The 14,675-nt window shown below is 38.8% G+C and carries 11 protein-coding genes and 1 pseudogene; 11 read left to right on the forward strand and 1 reads right to left on the reverse strand.

Going from position 1 to position 14,675, the window contains the following annotated elements:
- The first annotated feature begins 26 nt into the window (after nt 1–26).
- From CSE16_RS04115 to CSE16_RS04140, 6 genes are all read left to right on the forward strand, one after another.
- Nucleotides 27–1,037, forward strand: a complete 1,011-nt coding sequence (locus CSE16_RS04115) for an ABC transporter ATP-binding protein (protein WP_099422718.1) — start codon at nt 27–29, stop codon at nt 1,035–1,037.
- Complete coding sequence (locus CSE16_RS04120; RefSeq protein WP_099422719.1) at nt 1,034–1,981, forward strand: ATP-binding cassette domain-containing protein; 948 nt, start codon at nt 1,034–1,036, stop codon at nt 1,979–1,981. Before CSE16_RS04115 ends, CSE16_RS04120 begins: the two co-directional genes overlap by 4 nt.
- A gap of 1 nt (nt 1,982) precedes the next feature.
- Nucleotides 1,983–2,945, forward strand: coding sequence for an oligopeptide ABC transporter permease (gene opp4B / locus CSE16_RS04125; RefSeq protein WP_099422720.1), 963 nt, complete (start codon nt 1,983–1,985; stop codon nt 2,943–2,945).
- Nucleotides 2,946–2,978: 33 nt separating this feature from the next.
- Nucleotides 2,979–3,893 (forward strand): ABC transporter permease, encoded by a 915-nt coding sequence (locus tag CSE16_RS04130; protein WP_099422721.1) that lies wholly within the window; start codon nt 2,979–2,981, stop codon nt 3,891–3,893.
- 16 nt (nt 3,894–3,909) lie between these two features.
- On the forward strand, nt 3,910–5,739 hold the full coding sequence (locus tag CSE16_RS04135) for an oligopeptide ABC transporter substrate-binding protein (RefSeq protein WP_099422722.1): 1,830 nt from the start codon (nt 3,910–3,912) through the stop codon (nt 5,737–5,739).
- Between the two features lie 300 nt (nt 5,740–6,039).
- Complete coding sequence (locus tag CSE16_RS04140; protein WP_099422723.1) at nt 6,040–7,542, forward strand: succinyl-CoA:acetate CoA-transferase ScpC; 1,503 nt, start codon at nt 6,040–6,042, stop codon at nt 7,540–7,542.
- A 77-nt stretch (nt 7,543–7,619) separates the two neighbouring features.
- Here the strand turns inward: CSE16_RS04140 and CSE16_RS04145 are convergent, their stop codons facing one another.
- Nucleotides 7,620–9,302 carry an Rqc2 family fibronectin-binding protein gene (locus tag CSE16_RS04145; RefSeq protein ID WP_099422724.1) on the reverse strand — a complete coding sequence of 561 codons (1,683 nt, stop codon included), beginning with the start codon at nt 9,300–9,302 and terminating at the stop codon, nt 7,620–7,622.
- A gap of 345 nt (nt 9,303–9,647) precedes the next feature.
- Here CSE16_RS04145 and CSE16_RS04150 point away from each other — a divergent pair, with 345 nt between their 5' ends.
- The 5 genes and pseudogenes from CSE16_RS04150 to priA all read left to right on the forward strand — a co-directional run bounded on the left by CSE16_RS04150 (nt 9,648) and on the right by priA (nt 14,508).
- On the forward strand, nt 9,648–10,523 hold the full coding sequence (locus CSE16_RS04150) for a YicC/YloC family endoribonuclease (RefSeq protein WP_099422725.1): 876 nt from the start codon (nt 9,648–9,650) through the stop codon (nt 10,521–10,523).
- A 17-nt stretch (nt 10,524–10,540) separates the two neighbouring features.
- Nucleotides 10,541–11,158, forward strand: coding sequence for a guanylate kinase (gene gmk / locus CSE16_RS04155; RefSeq protein ID WP_099422726.1), 618 nt, complete (start codon nt 10,541–10,543; stop codon nt 11,156–11,158).
- 3 nt (nt 11,159–11,161) lie between these two features.
- Nucleotides 11,162–11,386, forward strand: a complete 225-nt coding sequence (gene rpoZ, locus CSE16_RS04160) for a DNA-directed RNA polymerase subunit omega (RefSeq protein ID WP_057985867.1) — start codon at nt 11,162–11,164, stop codon at nt 11,384–11,386.
- Between the two features lie 147 nt (nt 11,387–11,533).
- A pseudogene (gene coaBC / locus CSE16_RS04165) lies at nt 11,534–12,079 on the forward strand (bifunctional phosphopantothenoylcysteine decarboxylase/phosphopantothenate--cysteine ligase CoaBC); the annotation flags it as partial.
- Between the two features lie 20 nt (nt 12,080–12,099).
- A complete protein-coding gene (gene priA, locus CSE16_RS04170) occupies nt 12,100–14,508 on the forward strand; it encodes a primosomal protein N' (RefSeq protein WP_099422728.1) in 2,409 nt (802 codons plus the stop codon).
- The last annotated feature ends 167 nt before the right edge of the window (nt 14,509–14,675 follow it).

Consider the following 14,675-nt stretch of genomic DNA (forward strand, 5'->3'; position numbering starts at 1 on the left):
AATTTAAGAAGGGAGCGATTGGTTTAGTGTCTACGAATGAATTATTAACAATCCGAAATTTACGGACTAGTTTTCGTATTAAAGATACTTTTTACCCAGCGGTAGACGATGTTTCATTAACGCTTCGCAACAATGAGATTTTAGCAATTGTTGGTGAATCGGGTTGCGGTAAAAGTACTTTAGCTACTTCGATTGTAGGGTTACACAATTCAATCAATACAAAAGTTGAAGGTGAAATTTTATACAACAATCAAAATTTAGCTAATTTAACAGAGGCTCAATTCAACAAACTTCGAGGGAATGATATAGGATTTATATTCCAGGATCCTTTATCGGCATTAAACCCACTTATGCGTATTGGCGAGCAAATTGCAGAAGGTTTAATTTATCACACAAAGTTAGACAAATCACAACGTGAAGCACGAGTTCTAGAACTATTAGAGCAAGTTGGTATTCCAAATGCGCCTCGCGTAGCAAATCAGTTTCCTCACCAATTATCAGGTGGTATGCGTCAACGTGTAATGATAGCGATTGCATTATCTGGAAAGCCAGCTATTATTGTTGCCGATGAGCCAACAACAGCACTGGATGTAACAATCCAAGCGCAAATATTAGATTTATTAAAATCGCTTCAAGATGAAATTCAGTCTGGCATTATTTTAATAACACATGACTTAGGGGTTGTAGCAGAAATTGCCGACCGAGTAGCTGTTATGTATGCAGGTGAAATTATTGAAGAAGCGCCAGTTATCGAATTATTTAGAAATCCGAAGCACCCATATACTCGTTCATTATTAAATTCGATTCCACAAACGCATAGTGAAAACGAAAAATTAGAAATTATTCAAGGTATGGTGCCTTCATTAATGAATTTACCAAGAGAAGGTTGTCGCTTTTCTTCTCGTGTTCCATGGCTGGATGAATCGGTACATGAAAAAAATCCTCAGCTTCATGAGGTGGGTCCAGGACATCTTGTTCGCTGTACATGCTGGGAACATTTCTATTTTGAAGACAAGGAAGGGAGCGTAAACGGATGAGTTTTATGCAAGTTCAAGACTTAAAAGTTCACTATCCTATCCGAGGTGGATTTTTCAATACAGTAGTTGACCATGTATTTGCCGTTGATGGCGTTACGATGGAATTTGAACGAGGGAAAACTTACGGTCTTGTAGGTGAATCTGGTTCTGGAAAATCAACAACAGGTAAAGCAATGATCGGATTGGAAAAAATTACGTCAGGCAAAATTATTTACGAAGGTCAAGAGGTAACGAATCAACGACGTAATCGTGACTCCGCATATAATCGTGACATTCAAATGATTTTCCAAGATTCACACTCAAGTATGAATCCACGAAAACGCGTACTTGATATTTTAGCTGAACCAATCCGTAACTTTATGAAGTTATCACCGCAAGAAGAGCGAAAGCGTATTAATGAACTACTTGCGATTGTCGGGATGTCAGAAGATGTTTTACTTAAGTATCCTCATGAATTCTCGGGCGGTCAAAAGCAACGTTTAGGAATTGCGCGTGCTGTTGCATGTAATCCAAAAATGATTATTGCGGACGAGCCTGTATCAGCTTTGGACTTATCTGTACAAGCTCAAGTGCTTAATTTTATGAAGGAAATTCAAGAGCAATATGGCATTAGTTATTTATTTATCTCGCATGATTTAGGTGTGGTTCGTCACATGTGTGATCACATCTCAATCATGTATAAAGGCCGCTTTGTTGAGACAGGGAAGCGTGAGGATATTTATACGAATCCAAAACATATTTATACAAATCGCTTATTATCTGCTATTCCTAATATTGAGCCTGAAACGCGTTTAGAGCGTAAAGTTGAGCGTCAAAAGGTAGAGGCAATCTATCAAGAAGAGCAGCATAAATATTATGATGCACAAGGGAAAGTATACCCGTTAAAATCAATTTCAGACTCGCATAAAGTCGCGATGACTGAAACAGAAAAGGAGGGGATATAGTATGTGGAAAACGGTCATTCGACGTGTTTTGATTATGATCCCGCAACTATTTATTTTAAGTCTCCTCATCTTTATTCTAGCAAAACAAATGCCAGGAGATCCGTTTACAGGTTTAATTACACCAGAGACAGACCCGAACCGAATTGAAGAATTACGAATTAAAGCAGGTTTCTATGACCCTTGGTACGTCCAGTACTATAACTGGATTACAAATGCCGCACAAGGGGACTTTGGACAAAGTTATACACATAAAAAACCGGTTGCGAGCCTCATTGGTGACCGTGCAATGAATACGTTTGCACTTGCTTTATTAAGTGTTATTTTAGTGTATTTAATCGCAATTCCATTAGGCGTCATTGCTGGAAGGTATACTGACACCTTGGCCGATAAAGCCATTGTTTTGTACAGTTTTATCAGCTTTGCGATTCCAGCGTTCGTACTGTACTTAATCTTCGTATATATTTTCGGTTATCGAATCATGTGGTTCCCGACAAGTGGTACCGTAGATGTAGGTTTGGACGCTGGGACGTGGGAATATTACTGGAATAAGTTTTATCACCTAATATTACCAGCCGTGTCCTATGCAATATTAGGAACAACTGGAATTATTCAATATTTACGCACAGAAATTATTGATGCAAAAACGATGGATTATGTTAAAACGGCGAGAAGCAAAGGGATTCCGATGAAAAAAGTGTATTCACGTCACATTTTCCGTAACTCGTTATTACCAATAGCTGCATTTTTAGGATTTACTATTACAGGCTTACTTGGTGGATCGATTTTCATCGAAACAGTATTTGGATATCCAGGAATGGGTAAATTATTTATGGATTCCATTCTAAGTCGTGACTATAGTGTCATTACAGCACTAGTTATGTTATATGGCTTCTTAGCATTATTGGGTAGTCTATTGTCCGATATTATATTAAGTATTGTAGACCCGCGAATTCGCATAGACTAAACCAAAAAATGACTAAGGAGAGATGATTTCAAGATGGAAAATAAAAAAGAACAAGCAGTAGATAATTTAAAATCTGAAAGCTCTCCACCAACAGGGATTCAAGTTGTTTTGCGAGAGTTTAAAAAAGATAAATTGGCAATGTTTTCATTTTTAGGGCTTATCGCACTAATGACCGCAGTACTAGTTTTAGCCTACTTTTTTATTGATCAAGCTGCAGTTATGAAGGTTAACTTGCTAGAACGCTATACGGAGCCAGGAGTAAGAGGGTATGTTCTAGGGGCAGATGAGGCTGGACGAGATATGTTTGGTCAGCTAATCATTGGTGCAAAAAACTCGATTCTTATCGCTATTGTTATTACGTTAATAGCAAATATAGTAGGGATTGGTCTAGGGATTCTTATGGGGTATTACGGTGGATTTATAGATAATTTCTTCATGCGTATTATCGATTTTTTCATCACATTACCAACATTAATGATCATTATCGTAGTTGTAACGATTATTCCGAAATATGGAATGACGGAATTGATATTAATTATTGCAGCATTTCAATGGATGAGTACGGCCAGATTGGTGCGTTCAAAAGCACTATCTGAAGGACGTCGCGATTACATCAGTGCCTCTAAAACAATGGGTACAAGTGATTTTGCGATTATGTTCAAAGGGTTACTTCCTAACTTAAGTTCACTGTTAATTGTTGAAGTTACGCTAAGTTTTGCGGGTAACGTCGGTATTGAAACAGGTTTATCGTTCTTAGGATTTGGTTTACCACCGTCTACACCAAGTTTAGGTACTTTAGTAAGTTATGCCATGAACCCGATTATTTTATCGTCTAAATGGTGGATTTGGTTACCCGCATCGATCTTAATTTTAGTATTGATGCTTGGTATAAATTACGTTGGGCAAGCGTTACGTCGATCAGCTGACGCGAAACAACGACTAGGATAAAAGGGAGGAAAAAGAGATGAAGAAAAAGTATTGGCTACTTCTTTCTACAGTTTTCGCCATCATGTTAGTTCTTGCTGCATGTAGCGAAAAAGATTCAGAAACTGGATCAGAAAAACCAACTGATAAAGGAACTGAAAAAACAGAAGAAAGCAAAAAAGAAGAAGGTGGTTCATCTGTTGAACAACCAACGCTTGCATCGGAAGTAACAAATGAAGGGGACGCTATTGCTGGCGGTACGTTAAAGTACGCTTTAGTAACAGATTCTCCATTCCAAGGGGTTTTCTCGGCAGAGTTATATGAAGATAATTATGATGATCAACTTATGCAATTCATGACAAACTCAATTTTCGAAAATGACGGTGACTTCTTAATCACTGACGAAGGTATTGCGAAATTAAGCGTTGATGCTGACAACAACAAAGTTACTGTAGCGATCCAAGGAGATGTGAAGTGGTCTGATGGTACGCCATTAACAGCTGATGATCTTATCTTCCCTTACGAACTTATTGGTCACAAAGATTACACGGGTGTGCGTTATGATGGCGACTTCCAAAACATCGTAGGTGCTGTAGAGTACAATGCAGGTAAAGCTGATACAATTTCAGGTATTAAAAAAATCGACGACAAAACGATTGAAATTACATTCAAAAAAGTATCACCTGCAATCTATTCTGGCGGTGACGGTTTATGGAGCTATGCAGCGCCTAAACATTATTTAAAAGATATTCCTGTAGCTGATTTAGTATCTTCAGATGCAGTTCGTAAATCACCGGTTACTTTAGGTGCATTCAAATTAGACAAATTAGTTGACGGTGAATCTATTCAGTTCGTAGCAAACGAAAACTACTGGCAAGGTAAACCAAAATTAGATAAAGTAATAGTACAAGTTGTTCCATCAGCATCTATTGGTGAAGCTTTACGCACAGGTCAATATGACATGGCTTCTTCTTACCCAACAACGCAATATGATGGCGTAAAAGATTTAACAAACTTAACTGTTTTAGCTCGTCCAGAATTAGCTTATTCTTACTTAGGTTTCAAATTAGGGAAGTTTGATACAGCTCAAAACATCAACATTACAGATGAAAAAGCAAAAATGAATGACGTGAAATTACGTCAAGCGATTGCTTATGCAATTGATGTTGAGCAAGTAACTGAACGTTTCTACCAAGGATTACGTTCTCGTGCAACATCATTAATTCCACCAACATTCGCTTCATTCCATGACAACACTTTAGAAGGATTCAACTATGATCCTGAAAAAGCGAAGGCATTATTAGATGAAGCTGGGTACAAAGATGTTGATGGCGATGGTATCCGTGAAGATAAAGCTGGAAAAAAATTCTCAATCAACTTAGCTGGTATGTCGGGTTCAGATACTGACGAAGCAATCGTTGAGTACTACCGTCAAAACTGGAAAGATGTAGGTTTAGATGTACAATTAACGACTGGTCGTTTAATCGAGTTCAACAGCTTCTACGATAAAGTTAAAGCTGACGATGCTGAAATCGATATGTTCATGGCTGCATGGGGTACTGGTACAAACCCATCTCCAGCAGGTTTATATGGTAAAGAAGCATCATTCAACTATAGCCGTTTCGTTTCGGACGACTTAACAAAATTATTAACTGACATCGATTCTAAAGAAGCGATCGACGCTAGTTACCGTGCAAATGCATTCCGTGCATGGGAAGAATATATGTTTGCTAACGCAACTACAATTCCAACGTACTTCCGTACACAGATTATTCCAGTTAACAAACGTGTGAAAACTTACAACGTTGATTGGGCGAGTGTAACTAAATGGCATGAAGTTGAATTAGTAGCTGAAGAGCCAGTTAAATAATTTTTAACTAAAAAAACCTCGAACTCCTAAAAGAGTTCGGGTTTTTTTGTTTTGGAATGTAGGGGGAATTAATAGAGAAATAGTATTGAAGAAATTACGAGTTTAAAATATTTATGTTTTAAGAAGGTATTCCACAATTTAATGTAGAATATTTCTATCGTAAGGGATAATTTGTCCAAAAGTAGTATCGTTTAAATAATTATTTCATCATTCATGGTTTTACTTATGTTTTTAAATGTCTTTTGAAAACATGACAAGTATAAAAATTACTTTTACTGGAGAATGGGGAGGGCATTTTTTATGGATACAGTATTAAACGCTAGAATTCGTTGCAATGCATTGGAGGACAAGGTTGTATCAGCAGAAACAGCAGCATCTTGGATTAAAGATGGGATGTCACTAGGGATGAGTGGTTTTACTCGTGCTGGTGATGCGAAAACGATTCCGCTTGCATTAGTTGAAAAAGCAAAAACGGAAAAATTCCAAGTGGATGTATATACAGGGGCTTCATTAGGGCCAGAAGTAGACCAACTGATGGCAGAAGCAGGTATTATTCGTAAGCGTGCACCATATCAAGGGGACCCAGCCATTCGAAAAGCCATTAATACAGGAAAAGTCTTATATACGGATATGCATTTATCACATAATGCCGAATTAATTCGACAAGGTATTATTGGACCGATTGACTTTGCGATTATTGAAGCGTCGGCAATTACAGAGGACGGCATGATTATTCCGACGACTTCAGTAGGAAACTCTCCGATTCTTGTTCAAATGGCAAAAGAAGTAATAATTGAATTAAATCCAGAACAACCTAATTTAGAAGGCATCCATGATATTTATATACCTGGAAACCAAGGGGAACGCGACCCGATACCGATGTTACAAGCGAGTGATCGTATTGGGACAAAAGGGATTCCTGTCGATATTAATAAAATTAAAGGGATCGTCCATTCAACAATTAAGGATGCGCCTTCATTAATTGTTGAACCAGATGAAGAAACAGAGCAAATCGCACAACATCTACTGAGCTTCTTAAGAGCGGAAATTAAAAAAGGTCGTTTGCCAAAAAATCTATTACCGTTACAATCAGGTGTTGGTTCTGTTGCAAATGCGGTATTAAACGGCTTCTTAAACTCTGAATTTGAAGAACTAGAAATCTATTCGGAAGTGCTACAAGACGCGGTATTCCACCTATTAGATGCGAATAAAATTAAAATTGCATCGGGTACGTCGATTACTTTAAGTGAAGAATGTGGCGCGCGCGTTTACGGTAATATTGATAATTATAAAGACCGCTTAGTATTGCGTCCGCAAGAAATTTCTAACCATCCAGAAGTGATTCGTCGATTAGGTATTATTGCGATCAATACGGCGTTGGAAGCGGATATTTATGGAAATGTCAATTCAACACATGTACAAGGAACGCATATGATGAACGGATTAGGTGGTTCAGGAGACTTTACACGTAATGCAAGAATTGCTATTTTCGTAACGAAATCGTATGCAAAAGGCGGCGACATTTCATCAATTGTGCCAATGGTTGCGCACCATGATCATACGGAACATGATGTGGATGTTATTGCAACGGAACAAGGGATTGCTGACTTACGCGGAATGGCGCCAAAAGAGCGTGTGCAGGCGATTATCGAAAATTGTGTGCATCCTGACTACAAAGAGGCACTTCGAGAATATTATAATCGCGCAGTAGAAGTATCAGGAAATGCCCATACACCGCATAATTTAGAAGAGGCACTTGAATGGCATGTAAACTACAAAAAAACGAAAACGATGAAGAAATAAATCGTTTTCGTTAAATAGCTTGAATAAAAAATGTCATTTTGACTGGTAATGGTCAAAATGACATTTTTGTTTCGTTATTACTTTTTCATTTGCATGACAATGGCTTCATCGGGGGTAACAAAAAGTGTCTTTTGTTCGAAATAAATAACGAAGCCGGGCTTTGAGCCGTTTGGTTTTTTGACATGTCGAATTTCCGTATAATCAACAGGCACAGAAGACGATTCGCGCGCCTTACTATAGTAGGCACTTAAAATAGCAGCTTCTTTTAATGTTGTTTCATCTGGAGATTCGGCATGTACAACTACGTGTGAACCCGGAATATCCTTAGTGTGCAGCCAAACTTCATGACGCTTTGCTAATTTAAACGTTAAATGGTCATTTTGTTTATTGTTTTTTCCAACTGAAATCATCGTACCTGTCGAAGAAATAAATTTTTCTGGCTCCGGTTTCGTTGGTTTCTTTTTTCTTTTTGCATGGCGTAAGCGTAATAAACCTTGCTCGGCTAACTCTTCACGAATTTCTTCAATGTCGGATGGTGAGGCTTGTTGTACTTGTTGCGCAAGCATTTCTAAATATGTAACATCATCCGTTGTTTTTGCTTGCTGCTCTTCAATCATAATAAGTGCCGTTTTTGCTTTATTGTATTTTGTGTAGTAGCTTTGCGCATTTTCGATTGGCGATTTGCGTGGGCTAAGTGGAATGCGCACTTTTTCAGCAGTTTCACTGTAATAGTTTTCCACATCTACGAACTCAGGGCCCTTTTGGAAATTGTATAGGTTTGCCATTAATAACTCACCATAAAGTTGGAACTGCTCTAAATTAGAGGCACGTTCATAATCTTTTTGGAGCTTTTTTTGTTTAAGCTTTAATTTATTTATTTCATTTTGTAGCCAGCGCTCTAAATCGCCAGCCTGCTGCTTGACGCGATCTCTTTGGGCACGAGCAAAAAATACACGGTCCAATAACTCGCCCAGCGTAGCATAGTGCGTCTCAGTACCATTCAAATGCGTAAGTTCAGTAGGAGAAAAATATAATTTTCCATTTTCTTCAACATAGGTTGGTTTTGCGATTGTAGCAATCTCATTCATCAACTGACGACAAGCGGTAACAGGATCTTGAGTGTTCAAGCGGTGCAATAATTCATTCGCATGAAGAGGTGAAAAACCTGCAAAATGCGTTACGATTTCATTTGCTGTTACTTCTTGCGCAAAAAAACTACGCAGTTCATCATCCGTAAGGCCAGTTAATGAAGTTTTATCTTGTTGGGGTGGCGCAACATACGTTTGCCCTGGAAGCACCGTCCGATAACTATTTACGGAAGGTGGTAAATGCTTCAAACTGTCGATGATTTTATTGTTTTCTGCATCAGTTAAAATAAGGTTGCTATGTCGCCCCATAATTTCCATAATTAAAACACGTTTTACCGCGTCGCCAATTTCATTTTTACTGTCAATTTCAAACGTAAGGACACGTTCAAAAGCATCATGCTTAATTGCTGAAATAAAGCCGCCTTCAATATGTTTACGTAATAATGTACAAAACATCGGTGGCTCAGCGGGATTTTCGATTGCTTGCTCTGTCAAGTGTACGCGTGAATAAGAAGGATGAATGGAAAACAATAGTTTATAGTTACTGCCTGCTGCGCGAACTTGGAAAACAACTTCTAACGCATTCGGTTGATAAATTTTTGTAATTCGTCCCGATGAAAGGATTGCTAATTCTTTGCTCATCGAACGTGTAAAAAGACCGTCAAATGCCATATTCATTCCTCTTTCATAACGATATTATTTCTTACTAGTCTACCTATCATAACATTTTTATCATCATTCAGCAGAAAACTCTCTCCTTTTTATAGGTGGTGAGGTGAATGAAATTTTAGTCTTTTTTAGTGTGTGTCCAAACACCCGCTGAATGAAGATAAAGCCTCCGGCGTATGTCACAGATTTTGAATTGTGCAAGCACAATTCAAAATCTGGACGCAATTACGCTAAGGCGTCATTGGTCAATGTAAGTTATAGTTGTTCAATTTTCTATAAAAGGTACATACTAATTGGTTTAACATATGATATAATTGGTGCAATATGCAAAGAAGGGTGTGACGAACCTTGGTGCGTAGTATGACCGGATTCGGCAGGGGGGTCACAACGACGAATAGATTTCAACTCACGGTTGAAATTCGTGCTGTGAATCATCGTTTTTTAGAAATTAATACGAAGTTTCCAAAAGAATGGATGGAATCAGAAATAATTGTGAAAAAAATGTTGTCGGATACTGTTTCTCGTGGGAAAATAGATGTTATTATTTTTCTAAAAGAGTTGCATAATGCAGAGCAAGTTGTCCGTATCAATTGGCCATTACTAGAAGCGTACTTGAAAGTAAAAAACGAGCTTTCGCAATCCGTTATGATGGATGCAAAGTGGACAATGCAAGAAATTTCAAACTTGGATCAAGTACTGCAAATCGAAAAAGAAGAGTTTTTGCTGGAGGAAATTATCCAAGCGGTGAAGGATGCATTAGCACAAGCCATAACAAGTTTAATTACGATGCGTGAGCGTGAAGGACATGAATTGCGCAATGTTATGCTACATTATAAGGATGAATTGCAGCAGCAAGTTGCTCAAATTAAACAGGGAGCACCACAAGCGGTTGCCAAGTATCGTGACCGTTTAATTGCGCGTCTACAAGAAATAAATCATGGACAGATGATTGAAGATCGTTTAGTAACTGAAGTCGCATTATTTGCTGAGCGAATTGATATAGCAGAAGAGTTAGATCGTTTAGAAAGCCACTTTGTTCAGCTGAAAGAGACGTTAAACGAGTCTGTTGCAATTGGTCGTAAACTGGATTTCATTATGCAGGAGATGCATCGTGAAATTAATACGATAGGTTCGAAAAATCAATCGGCAGACTGCTCGATTGCCGTAGTGCAAGCAAAAACGATTTTAGAAAAAATGCGAGAACAAGTTCAAAATATTGAATAGCTTAAAAGGAGTTACAGATGAAAAAACGACGTGGCTTATTAATAGTATTATCGGGTCCATCAGGTGTTGGAAAAGGAACTGTTCGTAAAGAGCTATTTTTACAACCTGATACGAACTATGAATATTCGATTTCGATGACAACGCGAAATCCTCGCGAAGGAGAAGTAGATGGTGTAGACTATTTCTTTAGAACGCGTGAACAATTTGAAGAATTAATTACACAAGGTGGCTTACTTGAGCATGCTGAATTTGTAAGTAATTATTATGGCACACCGCTTGCCTATGTAAAGGAAACGTTAGAAGCGGGTCGTGACGTATTTTTAGAGATTGAAGTTCAAGGTGCCGCACAAATTCGAGAAAAAGCACCAGATGCGTTGTTTATCTTTTTGGCACCACCAAGCATTTCTGAATTAGAGCAACGTTTAGTTGGACGAGGAACAGAAACAGAAGAAGTTATTGCTCGTCGAATTGCAACAGCTCGTGAGGAAGTTGAAATGATGAGTTTATACGATTATGTCGTAGAAAACGATCAAGTTCAAAATGCATGTGATAAAATTAATGCCATTATTGTGGCAGAGCATTGTCGCCGTGAACGTGTAGAAAAACGATATTTGTCAATGTTGAGAGGAGAATAAAATATGTTATACCCATCAGTAGATAAGTTAAAAACACAAATTGATTCAAAATATTCTTTAGTGAGCTTAGCTTCAAAGCGTGCTCGTCAAATGCAAGAAGAGGGCGGCGAGCAATTAAGCTCATACGTATCTTATAAGCCAGTTGGAAGAGCTTTAGAAGAAGTAGCAGCAGGAAAGCTTAAAAAAGCGGAACAAGATGCTTCGACGATTTATGAGGATGAAATTTAACTTCTTTAAAAATTTAGAAAGGACATCATCTTGTGCTCGTTGGCGGAAGATCGTCCTTTCTTTGTGATTTAATTCGATATTACTTGTGAAGTAGCTCCCTTAGAATTTTTCTTTGGGAGCTTGTCATTTGAAAGGAAGGTTTCGAATATGAAAAAAAGAAATGTGTTAGTGTGCGTTTCAGGAGGAATTGCCGTTTATAAAGCAGTCGCGCTCGTCAGCAAATTATCACAAGCAGGCATGGACGTGAAAGTGATCATGACCGCTTCGGCAAAACAATTCGTCACACCTTTAAGCTTTCAAGTTATGTCAAAAAATGATGTGTTTTATGACACGTTTGACGAAAAAAATTCAGCTGTCATTGCCCATATTGATTTAGCTGATTGGGCAGATTTAGTCATTGTGGCACCAGCAACAGCCAATGTAATTGCGAAAATGGCGCATGGCATGGCAGATGATATGTTGACAACAACATTACTTGCCACAACAGCACCTGTGTGGGTTGCACCAGCAATGAATGTACATATGTATGAACATCCAGCGGTGTTACGAAATATTGCCCAATTAATAGAAGATGGTGTGAAGTTTATTGAACCATCAGAAGGTTTTTTAGCATGTGGCTATGTTGGTAAAGGGCGTTTAGAGGAGCCTGAAAAAATTACCGCGCTTGTTGTGAATCATTTTGTGCAAAGTGCTGAAAGTGAAGCGAATGCGTAATGGTCATTGCAGAAGTCATTGTTGATGTATCCGCTTATCCAGTTGATCGGCCGTTTGATTATGTCATTCCAAATGAGTGGTTGGAGTTAATTGAAAAGGGCTGTCGCGTTAGAGTGCCATTTGGTCCGAGAAATGTTCTTGGCTTTGTTGTGGGCATAAAGGACGAGACGGAAGTACCGCTGGATAAAATTAAATCCATTGCAGAAGTTTTAGATATCGAGTCTGTTTTAACAGATGAAATGCTGAAAATGGCAAAATGGTTAAAAAATCAAACCATTTGCTATGAAATCGATGCCCTTCAAGTGATGCTTCCTGGCGCACTAAGAGCGAAGTATGAAAAATTTGCCGTTTTGGTAACCGAGGTCGAACAATTGCCCGAAGCAATCCAACCGTATTTTGAAAAAAATGCGAAAGTGAACCTCAAAATTGTTGAAAAGGACGCCCTACTGAAGCCATTAAAACAGGCAATTCGTAAAGGGGATCTCCTAATCGAAAACGTTGTGAAGCAAAAGGGACAGATTAAGCAAGTGCGAAAAGTTCAGATTGCTACGCTGGCGCAATTGGAATCCGTGGAAGCAAAATTGACGGCAAGAGCTCCAAAGCAAAAGCAACTTGTGCAATGGATGAAATTATTTGAAGGTCAACTTTTCACACCAGATGAAATTTGTGAAGCGGTTGACATAACGAATGCTGTTTTAAATAATGTGATTGAAAAAGGGGCAGCGGCATATATTCAACAAGAAGTGTATCGCGACCCATTTACGAAAGATGTGACCCGAACGGATTTTTTACAATTATCCAATGAACAGGATTTTGCACTAACAAAAATAAAAAAAGCGCTGGATGAAAAACGCCAGGAAACTTTTTTACTACACGGAATTACAGGTAGTGGTAAAACGGAAGTGTATCTTCAAGCGATTCAACAGACGATTGCCCAACAAAAAGAGGCAATCGTCCTCGTACCGGAAATTTCCTTAACACCTCAAATGACCGAGCGCTTTAGGTCGCGATTTGGAGAACAGGTCGCAGTAATGCATAGCGGGCTTTCAGTAGGTGAAAAATATGATGAGTGGCGCAAAATCCAACAAGGGAAAGTAAAAGTCGTTGTAGGAGCGCGCTCGGCTATTTTTGCTCCGTTTACGAATTTAGGATTGATTATTTTAGATGAGGAACATGAATCGACTTACAAGCAAGAAGATTCGCCCCGTTACCATGCACGCGATGTGGCCATTTGGCGTAGTCAGTATTACGAATGTCCTGTCATTTTGGGTAGTGCAACACCCGCATTAGAATCCTTTGCACGAGCAAAAAAAGGGGTATATACGTTATTAACTTTGGAAAATCGTGCGAAAAACCAAGCATTGCCGACCGTTCATATTGTGGATATGCGTGAACAATTGAAGGAAGGTAATCGTTCGATGTTCTCTCAGCCTTTAGCAGAGGCTTTACGGTTACGACTTGAAAAAAGAGAACAATCCGTCTTATTTTTAAATCGCCGTGGCTATTCCTCCTTCGTGCTATGTCGCGATTGTGGGACAACAGTTCAATGCCCAAATTGTGATATTTCGTTAACGTATCATCGTTCGAATGAAAAGCTAAAATGCCATTATTGTGGGTATGATGAGTATGTTCCAAGCAATTGTCCGCAATGTCAAAGTGAGCATATTCGTTATTTTGGAACAGGTACACAAAAAGTCGAAGAAGAAATTTCCAAGTACTTTCCAGGCGCTCGCGTATTACGAATGGATGTAGATACGACGAAGCAAAAGGGTGCTCATGAAAAAATACTCGATGCCTTTGGTTCGGGAGAAGCAGATATTTTATTGGGCACACAAATGATTGCTAAGGGGCTAGATTTCCCTAATATTACGCTCGTCGGTGTGTTAAGTGCAGATACATCCTTGCATTTACCAGATTATCGTGCGGCTGAAAAAACATTTCAATTAATGACGCAAGTAAGTGGGCGAGCTGGACGTCATGAGAAACCTGGTGAGGTGTTCGTTCAAACCTATACACCGGAACATTATGCCATTGAATTATCGAAAGAACAGTTGTATACACCGTTTTATGAACGTGAAATGTATAGTCGGCATACAGCAGGCTATCCGCCGTATTATTATATTGCGCTCATTCAAGTTTCCCATGAGGATGTTGTGATGGCGGCGGAATATGCAGGACGGGCCACAGAATATTTACGTTCTAACTTATCCTTCGATGTTTCAGTCATCGGTCCAACGACGGCAAGTATTAGCCGACTCCAAAATAGATATCGTTACCAATGTTTGATAAAATATAAAAAAGAACCAAACTTAATCCCAGTGCTTTTACAATTAATAAAAATGTATCGCTCAGACTGGATAAAAAAAGGAATCGTGTTAACGGTTGACTTAGATCCAACGATGATCTAACTTGATTCAGCTGAAGTCCTCCACTTCAATAAGTGGGAAAGAATTCTAAGTATTTCTTTAATTCAGAGATGGTTCAAGCCCGGCTGAATAGAGGAACTCTGTTTAAAAACGCCACGTGGTGCGGCAACGCCAAAGTGACCAACATCTGTTGGCCAAGTGCCCCCGGT

It is taken from the genome of Solibacillus sp. R5-41, from assembly GCF_002736105.1.
Classification (GTDB): Bacteria; Bacillota; Bacilli; order Bacillales_A; family Planococcaceae; genus Solibacillus.